Here is a 15,878-nt window from a genome sequence, read left to right on the forward strand (position 1 = left end):
GGCGACGGCCGCAGGCCACCCGCATCGATCTGCGACACTGGTACGACCATGCCCAAGCCCGGAGAACTCACCTTCGTCGCCCCCCGCGGAGCCAAGAAGCCCCCGCGGCACCTCGCCGACCTCACGCCCGCCGAGCGGAAGGACGCCGTCGCCGCGATCGGCGAGAAGCCGTTCCGGGCGAAGCAGCTGTCGCAGCACTACTTCGCGCGCTACGCGCACGCCCCTGAGCAGTGGACCGACATCCCCGCGGCCGCGCGGGAGCGGCTCGCGTCGGAGCTGCTGCCCGACCTGATGTCCGTGGTCCGGCACGTCTCCTGCGACGACGACACCACCCGCAAGACGCTGTGGCGGCTCCACGACGGCACGCTCGTCGAGTCGGTGCTGATGCGCTACCCGGACCGGGTGACGATGTGCATCTCCTCACAGGCCGGCTGCGGGATGAACTGCCCGTTCTGCGCCACCGGCCAGGCCGGTCTCGACCGGAACCTGTCCACCGCGGAGATCGTGCACCAGATCGTGGACGGGATGCGGGCCCTCCGCGACGGCGAGGTCCCCGGAGGTCCCGCCCGGCTGTCCAACATCGTGTTCATGGGCATGGGCGAGCCGCTGGCCAACTACAACCGGGTGGTCGGGGCCATCCGAAGGCTCACCGATCCCGAGCCCGACGGCCTCGGCCTGTCGCAGCGCGGGATCACCGTGTCCACCGTGGGCCTCGTCCCGGCGATGCTGCGGTTCGCCGACGAGGGCTTCAAGTGCCGTCTCGCCGTCTCCCTGCACGCCCCGGACGACGAACTGCGCGACACCCTGGTACCCGTCAACACGCGCTGGAAGGTGCGGGAGGTCCTGGACGCCGCCTGGGAGTACGCGGAGAGGTCCGGCCGCCGCATCTCGATCGAGTACGCCCTGATCCGCGACATCAACGACCAGGCATGGCGCGGCGACCTGCTCGGGCGCCTCCTCAAGGGCAAGCGGGTGCATGTCAACCTGATCCCGCTGAACCCGACCCCGGGCTCCAAGTGGACGGCCTCCCGGCCCGAGGACGAGAAGGCCTTCATCGAGGCCATCGCCGCCCACGGCGTTCCGGTCACCGTCCGGGACACCCGCGGCCAGGAGATCGACGGGGCCTGCGGGCAGCTCGCCGCATCCGAGCGCTAGGCGTATCGATCACAGGCGTCGACCACGCTCGTGATCAGTGCACCCAGCCGGCCGGCGCACCGGTGGCCGGCCCCGGGACCGCCCCGGCCCTGCGGAGCTCCCGGCGTGCCGCTGTACGCTGGCCCGGACATCTGCATATTCCGACAGGGGAGCGCCACAGCGCTGAGAGTGCGGTGACCGTCAGACCGCAGACCCTCTGAACCTCGCCCGGGTCATTCCGGGTAGGAAGTTCGGACGAGACTCAAGCTGTTGCGCCCTGCCCGGCTCCTGGATCCCGAGGATCCCGCAGCCGGGCAGGGCCGCGTCTCTTCCTGGTCATGCCCAGGAGGAATCAGTGAGCACCACCAAGAAGATCGCCGTCAGCGCGCTCGCCGCGGCCCTCGGCGTGACCACCCTCGCGGCCTGCGGAGGCGGCTCGGGGGACGGCTCCGCCGGAGCGGACGGCAGCGGCTCCAAGACCGTGACGCTGGTCAGCCACGACTCCTTCAACGCCTCGCCCGCCGTGCTGAAGGAGTTCACCGAGCAGACCGGCTACACGGTCAAGGTGCTGAAGAGCGGAGACGCCGTCGAGGCGCTCAACAAGGAGATCCTCACCAAGGGCTCCCCGCAGGGCGACGTGTTCTTCGGCGTCGACAACACCACGCTCTCCCGGGCCCTCGACAACGGCCTCTTCACCCCGTACGAGGCCAAGGGCCTGGAGCGGGTCCCCGAGGCCGTCCGGCTCGACCCGGGCAAGCACCGGGTCACGCCGGTCGACAGCGGTGACATCTGCGTCAACTACGACAGGAAGTACTTCGCCGACCGCAAGCTCGCCCCGCCGCAGACCCTCGACGACCTCGCCGAGCCCGCCTACCGGAACCTGCTGGTCGTCGAGAACCCCGAGCGATCCTCGCCCGGCCTCGGCTTCCTCCTCGGCACCGCCGCCGCCTACGGGGACGACGGCTGGCAGGACTACTGGAAGAAGCTGCGGGCGAACGGCGTGAAGGTCGTCGACAGCTGGGAGATCGCCTACAACCAGGAGTTCTCCGGTTCCGCCGGCGGGCGGGCGGCCAAGGGCGACCGGCCGCTCGTCGTCTCGTACGCCTCCAGCCCCCCGGTCGAGGTGCTGTACGCCGAGCCCCGGCCGAAGACGGCGCCGACCGGCGTCTCCACCGGCACCTGCTTCCGCCAGATCGAGGCCGCGGGCCTGCTCGACGGCGCCCGGAACGAGGCCGGCGGCAAGGCCCTGCTGGACTTCCTGATCAGCAGGAAGTTCCAGGAGGACATGCCGCTCACCATGTTCGTGAACCCGGTGGCCGAGGACGCGAAGCTGCCCCCGCTGTTCACCGAGTTCGGTGAGGTGATCGCCGAGCCGCGGACGATGGCCCCGGAGAAGATCGCCGAGAACCGCGACCAGTGGATCCAGTCGTGGTCCTCGCTCGTCCTGAAGTAGCGGAGGCGTCCGGCGGGAGCGCCGGCCCGCGCGGGAGGAGGCTCCCGCGCGGGAAGGCGTCCCTGCGCGGCGCCGCGGCACGGGCGGCCCTGCTGGCCCTGCCGGTGGCGTTCTTCGCCCTGTTCTTCGCCTATCCCGTGGCCTCGATCGTCGGCCGCGGGCTGCGGGAGGGGGACTCCTGGCGGTTCGGCCAGATCGCCGAGGTCGTCGCCCGCCCCGACATCCTCGGGGTGCTCTGGTTCACCCTCTGGCAGGCGGTCGCCTCCACGGGCCTGACCCTGCTGATCGCGCTGCCCGGCGCATACGTCCTGGCCCGTCTCGACTTCCCCGGGAAGGAACTCCTGCGGGCGGTCGTCACCGTGCCGTTCGTCCTGCCCACCGTCGTCGTCGGCACCGCCTTCCTGGCCCTCCTGGGCCGTGGCGGGCTCCTCGACGACCTGTGGGGCGTACGGCTCGACACCACGGTCTGGGCGATCCTCCTCGCCCATGTGTTCTTCAACTACGCCGTGGTGGTGCGGACCGTCGGCGGCCTGTGGGCCCAGCTCGACCCCCGCCAGGAGGAGGCGGCCCGGGTGCTCGGCGCGGGCCGCTTCACGGCCTGGCGGCGTGTCACGCTGCCCGCGCTGGCCCCGGCCGTGGCCGCCGCGGCGCTGATGGTGTTCCTCTTCACCTTCACCTCGTTCGGTGTCGTGCAGATCCTCGGCGGCCCGGCGTACACCACGCTCGAGGTGGAGATCTACCGGCAGACCGCCCAGGTGCTGGACCTGTCCACGGCCGCCGTGCTGACCCTGGTGCAGTTCGCCGCCGTCGGCGGCATCCTCGCCGTGCACGCCCGGACCGTGCGGCGCCGGGAGACCGCGCTGCGGCTCGTCGATCCGTCGCACACCGCGCACCGCCCGAGGGGCGCCGCGCAGCGGGCCCTGCTCGGCTCCGTGCTCGCCACGGTCGGACTGCTGATCGCGGCACCGCTCGCGGTGCTGGTGGAGCGGTCGTTCGACGGGCCCGGCGGGTACGGCCTCGTCTTCTACCGGGCCCTGCAGTCGGCCGAGGCGAGCGGCGGCACGTTCCTCGTCCCGCCGCTGGAGGCGGTGTGGAACTCCCTCCAGTACGCGCTCGCCGCCACCGCCGTCGCGCTCCTCGTGGGCTCCCTCGCGGCCGCGGCGCTCGCCTTCCCCCGGACCGCTTCCGGGGGAGCCCCCACGGCGGGCCGGGTCGTCCGCGGCTTCGACGCGCTGCTGATGCTGCCGCTCGGAGTCTCCGCCGTCACCGTGGGCTTCGGTTTCCTCATCACCCTCGACGAACCACCGCTCGACCTGCGCACCTCCTGGATCCTGGTGCCGCTGGCGCAGGCCCTGGTCGGGGTGCCCTTCGTGGTGCGGACGATGCTGCCCGTGCTGCGGGCCGTCGACGCACGGCTGCGGGAGGCCGCGGCCGTGCTGGGCGCCTCGCCGCTGCGCGTGTGGCGCGAGGTGGACCTGCCGCTGGTGCGCCGGGCGCTGCTGGTCGCCGCCGGTTTCGCCTTCGCCGTCTCGCTCGGCGAGTTCGGCGCCACCGTCTTCATCGCCCGGCCGGACAACCCGACGCTCCCGGTCGCCGTGGCCCGGCTCCTCGGCCGTCCCGGCGAACTCAACTACGGGCAGGCGATGGCGCTCTCGACGATCCTCATGCTGGTCTGCGCGGTGGCCCTGCTGCTGCTCGACCGGCTCCGCCCCGACCGTTCCGCAGGGGAGTTCTGATGCTGGCGCTGGAGGGCGCGACCGTACGCTTCGGGCGGCGGGCGGCGCTGGACGCGGTGGATCTGGAGGTGGCCGACCACGAGATCGTGTGCGTGCTCGGGCCGAGCGGCAGCGGCAAGTCGACCCTGCTGAGGGCCGTCACCGGACTGCAGCCACTGGACGGCGGCCGGGTCCTGCTCGGTGGCGCCGACCAGTCCGGGGTGCCGGTGCACCGGCGCGGGGTGGGCCTGATGTTCCAGGACCACCAGCTCTTCCCGCAGCGCGACGTCGGCGGCAACGTCGCCTTCGGCCTGCGGATGCACGGCGTACCGAAGGGTGAGCAGCGGCAGCGGGTGGAGGAGCTGCTGGAGCTGGTCGGCCTCCCCGGCGCCGCGAGGCGGGCCGTCGGCGCGCTGTCCGGCGGGGAGCAGCAGCGCGTCGCCCTCGCCCGGGCGCTGGCGCCCAGGCCCCGGCTGCTGATGCTCGACGAGCCCCTCGGCCAGCTCGACCGCACCCTCAGGGAACGGCTCGTCGTCGAACTGCGTGCGGTGTTCCGCCGGCTGGGCACGACGGTGCTCGCCGTCACCCATGACCAGGGGGAGGCCTTCGCGCTCGCCGACCGGGTCGTGGTCATGCGGGACGGGCGGGTCGCCCAGTCGGGTACGCCCCGGGACGTGTGGCAGCGGCCCGCCTCCGAGTTCGTCGCCCGGTTCCTCGGCTTCGCCAATGTGGTGCCCGCGACGGTGACCGGTGGCACCGCCGCCACCCCCTGGGGCGGCGTCCCGGTCCCCGCGGGCTCGCCCCAGGGGGCCTGCCGGCTGCTGGTGCGGCCGTCCGCGGTACGGCTCGGGCCGAGCGGCGCGGGACTGCCGTGCGTGGTGGAGTCGCTGACCTTCCGCGGCCACCATGTCGCGGTGCGGCTGCGGCCGCACGACGCGCCGCCACTGGAGGCCGAGTGCGGACTCAGGGACGCTCCCGAGGTGGGAACGGAGGTCGGGGCCGTGTTCGCCGCGGAGGACGTGGTGGTCCTGCGGCCCGGCACCGGCGCCTGATCCGGCCGGGCCGGCGGCCCGTTCCCCGGGCGGCCGGGCCGACCTCCCCGTCCCCCCGGTCAGCGCCGCAGCGGCAGGGCCGCCAGTTCCGCCACCGCCCAGGTGAGCGGCGCGAAGACCGCGAGCAGGACCACGGCCCGGAGCAGGGCGGTGGCCTGCAGCAGGGACGCGGAGGCGCCCAGTTCCAGCAGGCCCGCCCGGGTGGCCGCGCGGGCCTGCCGCGCCTCCACGGCCGAGGTGAGCAGAGCCGCCACGGTGCAGGCCGCGACGAGCACCGCCCCGAGAGCGGTGAGCGGGCCGAAGGGCTGCGGACGTTCCCCGGCGAGGGCGGAGGCCGCGATCAGGGTGGACACCACGGCGCACACGACCCCGAGCGGGCGGCCGATCCGGCGTGCGTCGTCCATGAGCGCCCGCCCCGCGAGCAGGCGCATCGCTCCGGGCCGTACGGACTGCAGTACCCGCCCGCACAGATGGACGATGCCGGGGCCGGCCGTCGCCAGCCCCACCGCGGTCAGCGTCCAGCCGGCGAGCACCCCGCCGGGGGCGCCGCCGGTGCTTCCGGCACCCCGGGCCGTGTACGCCTCGACCGCGACGCCCACGGCCGTCAGCGCGACGCCCCAGGGGAGGCCGCCGGGGGCTCCCGTGGTGTGCTCCGGCTCGTCGCCGGGGAGTTCACCGGTCCTCCTGCGGGGCGGACGGAGGGCGAGCGCGGCCGCCCCGGCCCCGAGGACCGGGACGAGCGCGAGGAGCAGGAACACCGCGCCCAGCGGCAGCGCCTCGCCCGCGGCGAGCAGTTCCGCCGCATCGCCGTCGAACGGCGTTCCGCTCAGGTCGCCGCGCAGGTGCAGGAAGAGGAGCAGGGCCACCGCGCTGCCGAGGGCACCGGACACGGCGGTGGACGCGGCGGCCAGCGCACTCATCCGGACCGGTCCCAGCCCGACGGCGGACAGGCCCTGGCGCGGCCGTGTGCCCGGGTCGGTACGGGCCACCGCCACCGCGAACTGGACGGTGGCCGCCAGCGGGGCGAGGCACCAGGCCAGTCGCTGCGCCGCCGGATCGGCGGGGTGCGGACCGGACACCGCGTAGGACAGCGTGCACAGGAGGAGGAAGCCGACGCCCGCCGAGGCCGCCGCCACCAGGAGCCGGCGCAGCAGGACCAGCGGATGGGAGCCGCGGCTCAGACGGAGAGCGAGCACTCGGCCCGGCCTTCCGTGTCCGCGTCCTGCGTCGGGGTGACGCGCCGGCCGTCCACCAGCGTCACCCCGCGGTCGGCGAGCGTGGCGACCTCCTCGTCATGGGTCGCGAGCACGAGGGTGATGCGGTGGGACCGGGCGGCGGTGGTGAGGGTGCGCAGCACCTGGGCCCGGTCGGCGCTGTGCAGTGTCGCGGTCGGCTCGTCGGCGAACAGCACCGCGGGTGTGGTGACCAGGGCGCGGGCGAGCGCGATCCGCTGCCGCTGCGACTGCAGCAGGGCCCGGGGGCGCTTGCGGGCGCAGCGGCCGATGTCGAGCCGTTCCATCCACTCCAGGGCGGTGGTCCTGGCCTTGCGGTGGGAGGAGCCGCGCAGCAGCAGCGGCAGCGCCGTGTTCTCCCAGGCGGTCAGTTCGGGTACCAGCTGGGGCTCCGGGCCGATCCAGCCGAAGCGCTCGCGCCGCAGCCGCTCGCGGTTCAGTGCCCCCATGGTGTGGACGGGTGTGCTGTTGAACCACACCTCGCCCTGCTGCGGCACGATCTGGCCGGACAGGCAGCGCAGCAGGGTCGTCTTCCCGCTGCCGCGCGGGCCGTTCACGGCGAGGATCTCGCCCTCGCGCACCCCGAGGGAGACTCCGCGGAGGGCGGGCGAGCCGCCGAAGTCGTGGTTCAGGGACCTCGCCCAGAGCACATCGTTGTCCGGCGGGACCACCATGGCGTGCACCTCGGTTCAGATCCGTGGGCTCCGTTCCGCCGCACGGGCGAACGGTCCCGATGCCGATCGGTCACAGCACCGTAGGGACTCCGGGCCGGGTACGGGTACGGCACGCGGCCCGGACGCCTCCCTTCTCACCCGAAGGGAGGCGTCCGGGCCGCGAGGGCCGGCGGCCGGGCGGCGAGGGCACGCCACCCGGCGGCCGGTGTGGTCCGGTACCGGCGGTCCTACAGCTTCGACCAGGCCTCGGTGAGGACACCGCGCAGGATCTGCTCGATCTCGTCGAAGGTCTCCTGGGTGGAGATCAGCGGCGGGGCGAGCTGGACGACCGGGTCGCCGCGGTCGTCGGCACGGCAGTACAGGCCGGCGTCGAACAGCGCCTTGGAGAGGAAGCCGTAGAGGACCCGCTCGGTCTCCTCCTCGTTGAAGGACTCCTTGGTGCTCTTGTCCTTCACGAGTTCGATGCCGTAGAAGAAGCCGTTGCCGCGGACGTCGCCGACGATCGGCAGGTCGTGCAGCTTCTGGAGCGTGGAGAGGAAGGCGCCCTCGTTGTCCAGGACGTGCTGGTTGAGCTTCTCGCGCTCGAACAGGTCGAGGTTGGCGAGGCCGACGGCAGCGGAGACCGGGTGGCCGCCGAAGGTGTAGCCGTGCAGGAAGGTGTTGTCGCCCTTGTAGAACGGCTCGGCGAGCCGGTCGGAGACGATGCAGGCGCCGATCGGGGAGTAGCCCGAGGTCATGCCCTTGGCGCAGGTGATCATGTCCGGTACGTAGCCGAACTTGTCGCAGGCGAAGGTCTTGCCGAGGCGACCGAAGGCGCAGATGACCTCGTCGGAGACCAGCAGTACGTCGTACTGGTCGCAGATCTCGCGGACCCGCTGGAAGTACCCTGGCGGGGGCGGGAAGCAGCCGCCGGCGTTCTGCACCGGCTCCAGGAAGACCGCGGCGACGGTGTCGGGGCCCTCGAAGAGGATCTGCTGCTCGATCTGGTCGGCGGCCCAGCGGCCGAAGGCCTCGGGGTCCTCGCCGTGCAGCGGCGCGCGGTAGATGTTGGTGTTCGGGACCTTGTGCGCACCCGGCACCAGCGGCTCGAACGGGGCCTTCAGCCCCGGCAGGCCGGTGATGGACAGGGCGCCCTGCGGGGTGCCGTGGTAGGCGACCGCGCGGGAGATCACCTTGTACTTGGTCGGCTTGCCGGTGAGCTTGAAGTACTGCTTGGCGAGCTTCCAGGCGGTCTCGACCGCCTCGCCGCCGCCGGTGGTGAAGAAGACCTTGTTGAGGTCGCCGGGGGCCTCGCCCGCGAGCCGCTCGGCGAGTTCGACGGCCTTCGGGTGGGCGTAGGACCACACGGGGAAGAAGGCGAGTTCCTCGGCCTGCCTGGCGGCCACCTCGGCCAGCTCCCGGCGGCCGTGGCCCGCCTGGACCACGAACAGGCCGGCGAGGCCGTCGAGGTAGCGCTTGCCCTTGTCGTCGTAGATGTAGGTGCCTTCACCGCGCACGATGGTGGGCACGGGGGAGTTCTCGTACGACGACATGCGGGTGAAGTGCATCCACAGGTGGTCGTAGGCGGACTTGGAGAGGTCGCTGCGGTCCTTGCTCACGGCTATCGGGTTCCCCACATGTAGGTCTGCTTCTTGAGCTTGAGGTAGACGAAGCTCTCGGTGGAGCGCACACCGGGGAGGGTGCGGATGCGCCGGTTGATCACTTCAAGCAGGTGGTCGTCGTCCTCGCAGACGATCTCCACCATCAGGTCGAACGAGCCCGCCGTCATGACGACGTACTCGCACTCGGACATGGCGGTGAGCGCGTCCGCCACCGGGTCCAGGTCGCCCTCGACGTTGATCCCGACCATCGCCTGGCGCCGCAGGCCCACGGTGAGCGGGTCCGTGACGGCGACGATCTGCATCACGCCCTGGTCGAGCAGCTTCTGGACGCGCTGCCGGACGGCCGCCTCGGACAGGCCCACGGCCTTGCCTATCGCGGCGTAGGGACGGCGTCCGTCCTCCTGCAACTGCTCGATGATCGCCAGGGAGACGGCATCGATCGTGGGGGAGGTGCCACCCGCGGTCCTGGAGTCTGCGCTTCGACTTGCCACGAGCACACTGTGCACCGGAGTCGTAGATTCTGCAACCTCTGAGCGATGAAATTCGTTGTTCAGCGATTGAAATGTCACCGATTTCGAAGTCGAGCGGTGTCGGGTCTGTCGAAAGCGTCGCTCGTCGGGCTAGCCTGGGCCGCGTAGTGTGGGGGTGTCTCACCCATCGGACATCTGAGGAGGGGTGGCTGTGACCACCGAACTGCGTCGTCTGCGCAATTACATCGACGGAGAGTTCCGGGACGCCGCTGACGGGCGGACCATCGAGGTGGTCAACCCGGCCACGGGCGAGGCGTACGCGACCTCCCCGCTGTCCGGCCAGGCGGACGTGGACGCCGCCATGGCCGCCGCCGCCGCGGCGTTCCCGGGCTGGCGCGACACCACGCCGGCCGAGCGCCAGAAGGCGCTGCTGAAGATCGCGGACGCGTTCGAGGAGCGGGCCGAGGAGCTGATCGCGGCCGAGTCGGAGAACACCGGCAAGCCGCTCGGGCTCACCCGCAGCGAAGAGATCCCCCCCATGGTCGACCAGATCCGCTTCTTCGCGGGCGCGGCCCGGATGCTGGAGGGCCGCTCGGCGGGCGAGTACATGGAGGGGCTGACCTCCATCGTGCGCCGTGAACCGGTCGGCGTCTGCGCGCAGGTCGCCCCGTGGAACTACCCGATGATGATGGCGGTGTGGAAGTTCGCCCCGGCCCTCGCCGCCGGCAACACCGTGGTGCTCAAGCCGTCCGACACCACCCCCGCCTCCACCGTCCTGATCGCCGAGATCATCGGCTCGATCGTGCCGAAGGGCGTCTTCAACGTCATCTGCGGCGACCGCGACACCGGCCGGATGATGGTCGAGCACCCGGTCCCGGCGATGGCCTCCATCACCGGTTCGGTACGGGCCGGCATGCAGGTCGCGGAGTCGGCGTCGAAGGACCTCAAGCGGGTGCACCTGGAACTGGGAGGCAAGGCGCCGGTCGTCGTGTTCGAGGACACCGACATCGCGAAGGCCGTCGAGGACATCTCCGTCGCCGGCTTCTTCAACGCCGGCCAGGACTGCACGGCCGCGACCCGCGTACTGGTGCACGAGTCCATCCACGACGAGTTCGTGAGCGCGCTGGCCAAGGCCGCCCAGGAGACCAAGACCGGCATGCCCGACGACGAGGACGTGCTGTTCGGCCCGCTCAACAACGAGAACCAGCTGAACCAGGTCTCCGGCTTCATCGACCGGCTCCCGGCCCACGCGAAGGTCGAGGCCGGCGGCCAGCGCGTCGGCGACAAGGGCTACTTCTACGCCCCGACGGTCGTCTCCGGCCTCAAGCAGGACGACGAGATCGTGCAGAAGGAGGTCTTCGGCCCGGTCATCACGGTCCAGTCCTTCACCGACGAGGCCCAGGCCGTCGAGTACGCGAACGGCGTGGAGTACGCCCTCGCGTCGTCGGTCTGGACGAAGGACCACGCCCGCGCGATGCGCATGTCCAAGGTGCTGGACTTCGGCTGCGTGTGGATCAACACCCACATCCCCCTGGTCGCCGAGATGCCGCACGGCGGCTTCAAGAAGTCCGGCTACGGCAAGGACCTGTCGGCGTACGGCTTCGACGACTACACGCGCATCAAGCACGTGATGACGTCCCTCGACGCGTAGCCCGACCGGCGGGCGGCGCACGCCTCCCGCCGCACCGCCCGAGGCCACCGGGGCATCGCCCCGGTGGCCTCGGGCATGCCCGGAGCCGCAGACGGGCCCTCGACAGGGTGTCGGCGCCCCGGCCTCCCGCTCGACGGACCGTCCATTGCCGCCCGATCCGCCGGCCCGGCATCCTGCGGACCGTGCCCGCCAAGCCGAAGAGAGCGCCGATGCCCGGTACGTCCCGCCCCCTGCCCCGGCGCTCCGTGCTGCGCGGACTGGGCGCCGCCGCGGCCGGAGCCGCGGGACTCACGCTCGCCGGCTGCGGGGTGCCCCCGGCCTACGTACGGCCCGCCGACCGCGCCGGGCGCGACCTCTCCGGCCGCGAGCGCACCCTCGACTTCGCCAACTGGCCGCTCTACATCGACACCGACGGGGAGGGCGCCTCCCGGCGCCCCACCCTCGACGCCTTCACCGAACGCACCGGGATCTCGGTCCGCTACACCGAGGAGATCAACGACAACGACGAGTTCTTCGGCAAGATCGGCCCGGCTCTGATGAACCATCAGGCCACCGGGCGGGACCTCGTCGTCGTCAGCGACTGGATGGCCGCCCGCTTCGTACGCCTGGGATGGGTGCAGGAGATGGACCGCGCCCGCCAGCCGAACGTCGCCGAGCACCTGGACCCCCAGCTGCGCTCGCCCGCCTTCGACACCGGTCGGCGGCACAGCGTGCCCTGGCAGTCCGGGATCACCGGCATCGCGTACAACCGCGCCCGCCTGGGCCGCGAGCTGCGGAGCACCGCGGACCTGTGGGCCGCCGACCTCAGGGGAAGGGTCACCCTGCTGTCCGGGCTGGACGAGTCCTTCGCCCTCCTGATGCAGGGCAACGGCGTGGACGTCACGCGCTGGACCCCCGACGACTTCCACACCGTGTGCGACCAGGTGGAAGAGCTGGTACGGCGCGGGCACATCCGCCGCTTCACCGGCAACGACTACGTCAAGGACCTCTCCTCCGGAGACGTCCTCGCCTGCCAGGCCTACTCGGGCGACGTCATCCAGCTCCAGGCCGACAACCCGGACATCGCGTTCGTGGTGCCGGAGGAGGGCGCCGAGCTCTGGGCGGAGTCCCTGATGATCCCCAACCTCGCCCGGCACAAGAGGAACGCCGAAGCCCTCGTCGACTACTACTACGAACCCGAGGTCGCGGCCGAACTCGCCGCCTGGGTCAACTACGTCTGCCCGGTGCCCGCGGCCCGCGACGTCCTCGCCGGGTCCGGTGACGCGGAACTCGCCGCGCTGGCCGAGGACCCGCTGATCTTCCCCGACGCCGCCATGCGGCGGCGGCTGGCGATCGCCCGCGACATCACCTCCGCGGAGCGGCGGGACTTCGCGAAGCGATGGAACGGGATCGTGGGGCTGTAGCCCGGCTTCGGCCCGTGCGCGGTGGGCCCACGCCGGGCACGGCTCCGGAGCGGCCCTGAGGGCGTCGCCGTGCGGGTGCGGGTGCGGGTGCGGGTGCGGGTGCGGGCACGGGGGCGGATCCGGTCCCGGCCGCCGCCCGCGGCCCGTTCACGCCCTCCGCCGCCGCCGGTCCTCGCCCGTCCGGGGCCCGGCGAGGACACGGGTCAGCGCGTCCACCCGGTTGGTGGTGATCGAGTCGACTCCGCAGCCCACGAGTCTGCGCATGGCCCCGCGGGTGTCCGCCGTCCACGCCGAGAGCAGATAGCCGCTCGCGTGGACCTCCTCCGCCAGTTCCCGGCTCACCAGCCCGAAGCGGTAGTTGAGCCAGCGCGGCCTCAGCGACGCGAGCAGCACGGGACGCGGCGGCGCGAGTGTGGTCCAGGTCAGCGCGATCTCCGCGCCCGGGTCGGCGTCCCGGACCGCCAGCATGCCGGCGGGACCGCCCGTGTAGTACACCCGGTCGGCGGCGCCGCCCTCGTGGACCGCGCCGACGACCGTGCGCACGGACGCCTCGTCCGCCCCCGGCAGGTCCAGCATCAGGCGGTGGCCGCCGGCCGCGGTCAGCGCCGCGGCGAGGGTGGGCACCCCGCCGCCGGTCAGCTCGGTGAGCTGGGCGTGGGAGAGCCGGGTCAGCGGCAGGTCGTGGCCCCACAGGCGCCGGAGGGTGTCGTCGTGGAGCAGCACGGGTACACCGTCACGGGTCAGCCGGACGTCGACCTCGACGGCGTCCGCGCCCCGGTCGATCGCCGCCCGCAGCGAGGGCAGGGTGTTCTCGCGTGCGACGTACGGGTCGCCGCGATGCCCTACGGCCGTGACACCGCGCACCGGCCGTGCCTCACTTCGCGAGCCACTGCTCGGTGTACGCGTCGATCTCGCCGGCGATCCGCGCCTTGCCCGCCGGGTCGAGGAACGACGCCTCCACGGCGTTCTTCGCGAGGGCGGCCACGCCCCGCTCGTCGAGGTCCAGCAGCCGGGCGGCCACCGCGTACTCGTTGTTGAGGTCGGTCCCGAACATCGGCGGATCGTCGCTGTTGACGGTGACGAGCACGCCGGCCGCGACCATCTCCCTGATGGGGTGCTCGTCGAGCGTGGCGACGGCCCGGGTGGCGATGTTGGAGGTCGGGCAGACCTCCAGCGGGATCCGGTGCTCGGCGAGGTGCGCCAGCAGTTCCGGGTCCCGCGGGGCACTGGTGCCGTGGCCGATGCGCTCGGCCCGCAGGTGGTGCAGTGCGTCCCAGACGGTCTGCGGGCCCGTGGTCTCGCCGGCGTGCGGAACGGACCGCAGACCGGCGGCTATGGCGCGGTCGAAGTACGGCTTGAACTGCGGCCGGGGCACGCCGATCTCGGGCCCGCCGAGACCGAACGACACCAGCCCCTCGGGGCGCAGGTCGACGGCGAGCCGGGCGGTCTCCTCGGCGGCGTCGAGGCCCGCCTCGCCGGGGATGTCGAAGCACCAGCGCAGCAGGACGCCCAGTTCGGCCTCGGCCGCCTTGCGGGCGTCCTCGATCGCCTCCATGAACCCCTGCTCGGGGATGCCGCGGCGGGTCGAGCTGAACGGGGTCACGGTGAGCTCCGCGTACCGGATGTTCTGCCGGGCCATGTCCCGGGCGACCTCGAACGTCAGCAGTCGGACGTCGTCGGGGGTGCGGACCAGGTCCACGACCGACAGATAGACCTCGATGAAGTGCGCGAAGTCGGTGAAGGAGAAGTACTCGGCGAGCGCCGCCGGGTCGATCGGGACCTGGGAGTCCGGGTGCCTGGCCGCCAGCTCGGACACGATCCGCGGTGACGCCGAGCCCACGTGGTGGACGTGGAGCTCGGCCTTGGGAAGGCCCTCGATGAAGGGAAGCAGATCGGTCACCGGGTCCTCCGCGTGTGCTGTCCGTACCGGTCAGGGATCATCGTAAGCGGGGCGGGTGCGCGTGGAGCGGGCCCGTAGCATGACAGGACCACGATGGGGGAGGCTCATGTCGGACCAGAGCGAGCGGCGGCCGGACGGGAACGGCCAGGAGGATCCGTGGGCTCCGCCGGAGCGCCGCACCCCGCAGGACGGGGTGGACTTGCGCAAGGGGAGCGGCAGCGGCCGCGGAGGCACGCCGCATGGCGGCCCTCCCGGTGCCCACGACCAGCCGACGGTCACCTCCGTGCCGGGCGGTGATCCCTTCGCGGCTCCCGGCGCCGGGGCGGGCGCCGGACACCAGGGGGGTGCCGTACCCCCGCCGCCGGTCGCCCCGGGCGGACCCGGGCAGACCCCGCCGGGCCCGTACGGCCATCCCGCCGGAGGGCCGGGAGGCACCTACGGCGGCTCGGCGGGCTGGCCGTACGGCGGCCACACCGGATACCCGGGCTATCCCGGCTACGGCAGTGGCGGCTGGGCACCGGCCCCGGCGAACGGCATGGGGATCACCGCGCTGGTCCTCGGCATCGTCGCCGTCGCCGGGTTCTGCCTGTACGGCCTCGGGATCATCCTCGGCGTCCTGGCACTGATCTTCGGCTTCATCGGGCGAGCCCGTGCGCGGCGCGGCGAGGCGAACAACGGCGGGATGGCACTCGCCGGGATCATCCTCGGTGCCGTCGGCGTCCTGGTCGGTGCGGCGTTCCTCGGCTTCCTGATCTGGGCGATGGCCAACGATCCGGAGTTCCGCGACGGGTCCGACGAGGATCCCTGGTCGGCGTCACTCACCGTGGCCACGGCGACGCGCTGAACCGGGCGGCCCCCCGCGCCGCCCGGTCCCGCCCGCCGCGGAGCGCCCGTCCCGGACCCGTCCGGGCGGGACGCCTCACTCCGTCCGGCCCGTCCTCAGCCGCTCCCGGACCTCCATCAGCGCGAAGCCCAGCAGGTTCAGCCCGCGCCAGCGGGCCGGGTCGTGCGCCCGCTCGTCGTCCGCCGCGAGGCCGATGCCCCATATGCGGTCCATCGGGCTCGCCTCCACCAGCACGCGCTCCCCGGTGCCCAGCAGGAACGCGGCCTCCTCCGGGTGCTGTGAGAACTTGTGGACGTTCCCCTCGACGACGATGCCGAAGCGCTCCCGCTCCCAGGTCGCGTCGCTGAAGCCGCGCACCAGCCGGCCCACCTTCTTCGCCTGGGCGGGGCCCGCGGCCGCCACGGCCTTAGCCTCGGCCTCCCCGTCACCGAAGAGGCGGGCCTTGCGGGCCATCATCCAGTGCTCGGCCGTCGCATACTCGATTCCGTCCACGGTGAACGGCGCCGGCCACCACTGGCTCAGGCAACCGGCGCCCACGGCACCGCCGGGCCCCGGCCGGTGTCCCCAGAAGTGCAGATATGCGACCCGTTCACCCCTGCTGATCCGCTCTGTCAGCTTCTCGACCGATACGTCGATGATCTCCATGCACGTGAGTCTGGCAGCCGCCACTGACAGTCCGTACGGGATTTCCCTGCTAACGCGACACATGGTCGACCGAATCCGTCGCGTAACCAAAAGGCAACTACGGA

The 15,878-nt window shown here is 72.5% G+C and carries 14 protein-coding genes; 7 read left to right on the plus strand and 7 right to left on the minus strand.

The genetic code is table 11. The annotated features are described in order from the left end of the window. Window positions 1-48: 48 nt before the first annotated feature. From rlmN to DDW44_RS22330, 4 genes are all read left to right on the plus strand, one after another. A complete protein-coding gene (gene rlmN, locus DDW44_RS22315) occupies window positions 49-1,155 on the plus strand; it encodes a dual-specificity RNA methyltransferase RlmN (RefSeq protein ID WP_017947670.1) in 1,107 nt (368 codons plus the stop codon). 334 nt (window positions 1,156-1,489) lie between these two features. After that, entirely contained in the window at window positions 1,490-2,587 is a 1,098-nt protein-coding gene (locus DDW44_RS22320; RefSeq protein WP_108907494.1) for a thiamine ABC transporter substrate-binding protein, read from the plus strand. After that, the gene (locus tag DDW44_RS22325) at window positions 2,563-4,323 is read left to right on the plus strand and encodes an ABC transporter permease (RefSeq protein ID WP_108907495.1); all 1,761 of its coding nucleotides are present in this window, start codon (window positions 2,563-2,565) and stop codon (window positions 4,321-4,323) included. Before DDW44_RS22320 ends, DDW44_RS22325 begins: the two co-directional genes overlap by 25 nt. Further along, a complete protein-coding gene (locus DDW44_RS22330; RefSeq protein WP_108907496.1) occupies window positions 4,323-5,354 on the plus strand; it encodes an ABC transporter ATP-binding protein in 1,032 nt (343 codons plus the stop codon). The genes DDW44_RS22325 and DDW44_RS22330 overlap by 1 nt, the downstream gene beginning before the upstream one ends. A 59-nt stretch (window positions 5,355-5,413) precedes the next feature. On the opposite strand, the gene DDW44_RS22335 is transcribed toward DDW44_RS22330, so the two are convergent. The 4 genes from DDW44_RS22335 to DDW44_RS22350 form a co-directional block, all read right to left on the minus strand. Next, window positions 5,414-6,550: a hypothetical protein gene (locus DDW44_RS22335; protein ID WP_108907497.1), complete on the minus strand. Its 1,137-nt coding sequence runs from the start codon at window positions 6,548-6,550 to the stop codon at window positions 5,414-5,416. Next, window positions 6,532-7,260 (minus strand): ABC transporter ATP-binding protein, encoded by a 729-nt coding sequence (locus DDW44_RS22340; RefSeq protein ID WP_108907498.1) that lies wholly within the window; start codon window positions 7,258-7,260, stop codon window positions 6,532-6,534. The genes DDW44_RS22335 and DDW44_RS22340 overlap by 19 nt, the downstream gene beginning before the upstream one ends. Window positions 7,261-7,487: 227 nt before the next feature. After that, window positions 7,488-8,876, minus strand: coding sequence for an aspartate aminotransferase family protein (locus DDW44_RS22345; protein WP_425275655.1), 1,389 nt, complete (start codon window positions 8,874-8,876; stop codon window positions 7,488-7,490). Then, entirely contained in the window at window positions 8,861-9,352 is a 492-nt protein-coding gene (locus tag DDW44_RS22350) for an Lrp/AsnC family transcriptional regulator (RefSeq protein WP_026281953.1), read from the minus strand. The genes DDW44_RS22345 and DDW44_RS22350 overlap by 16 nt, the downstream gene beginning before the upstream one ends. Before the next feature lie 190 nt (window positions 9,353-9,542). Here DDW44_RS22350 and DDW44_RS22355 point away from each other — a divergent pair, with 190 nt between their 5' ends. Then, a complete protein-coding gene (locus tag DDW44_RS22355) occupies window positions 9,543-10,982 on the plus strand; it encodes a gamma-aminobutyraldehyde dehydrogenase (RefSeq protein WP_108907500.1) in 1,440 nt (479 codons plus the stop codon). A 209-nt stretch (window positions 10,983-11,191) separates the two neighbouring features. Further along, a complete protein-coding gene (locus DDW44_RS22360) occupies window positions 11,192-12,385 on the plus strand; it encodes a polyamine ABC transporter substrate-binding protein (protein ID WP_108907501.1) in 1,194 nt (397 codons plus the stop codon). Between the two features lie 147 nt (window positions 12,386-12,532). Here DDW44_RS22360 and DDW44_RS22365 read toward each other — a convergent pair whose 3' ends face one another. Both DDW44_RS22365 and DDW44_RS22370 read right to left on the minus strand, forming a co-directional pair. After that, window positions 12,533-13,249: a glycerophosphodiester phosphodiesterase gene (locus tag DDW44_RS22365; protein WP_108907502.1), complete on the minus strand. Its 717-nt coding sequence runs from the start codon at window positions 13,247-13,249 to the stop codon at window positions 12,533-12,535. A 10-nt stretch (window positions 13,250-13,259) separates the two neighbouring features. Next, a complete protein-coding gene (locus DDW44_RS22370; protein ID WP_017947681.1) occupies window positions 13,260-14,285 on the minus strand; it encodes an adenosine deaminase in 1,026 nt (341 codons plus the stop codon). A gap of 106 nt (window positions 14,286-14,391) precedes the next feature. Here DDW44_RS22370 and DDW44_RS22375 point away from each other — a divergent pair, with 106 nt between their 5' ends. Continuing rightward, a complete protein-coding gene (locus DDW44_RS22375) occupies window positions 14,392-15,129 on the plus strand; it encodes a DUF4190 domain-containing protein (protein WP_108907503.1) in 738 nt (245 codons plus the stop codon). 75 nt (window positions 15,130-15,204) lie between these two features. On the opposite strand, the gene DDW44_RS22380 is transcribed toward DDW44_RS22375, so the two are convergent. After that, window positions 15,205-15,774: an NADAR family protein gene (locus DDW44_RS22380; RefSeq protein ID WP_108907504.1), complete on the minus strand. Its 570-nt coding sequence runs from the start codon at window positions 15,772-15,774 to the stop codon at window positions 15,205-15,207. Between the last annotated feature and the right edge of the window lie 104 nt (window positions 15,775-15,878).

This window comes from Streptomyces tirandamycinicus, assembly GCF_003097515.1.
In the GTDB taxonomy this organism is placed as follows: domain Bacteria; phylum Actinomycetota; class Actinomycetes; order Streptomycetales; family Streptomycetaceae; genus Streptomyces; species Streptomyces tirandamycinicus.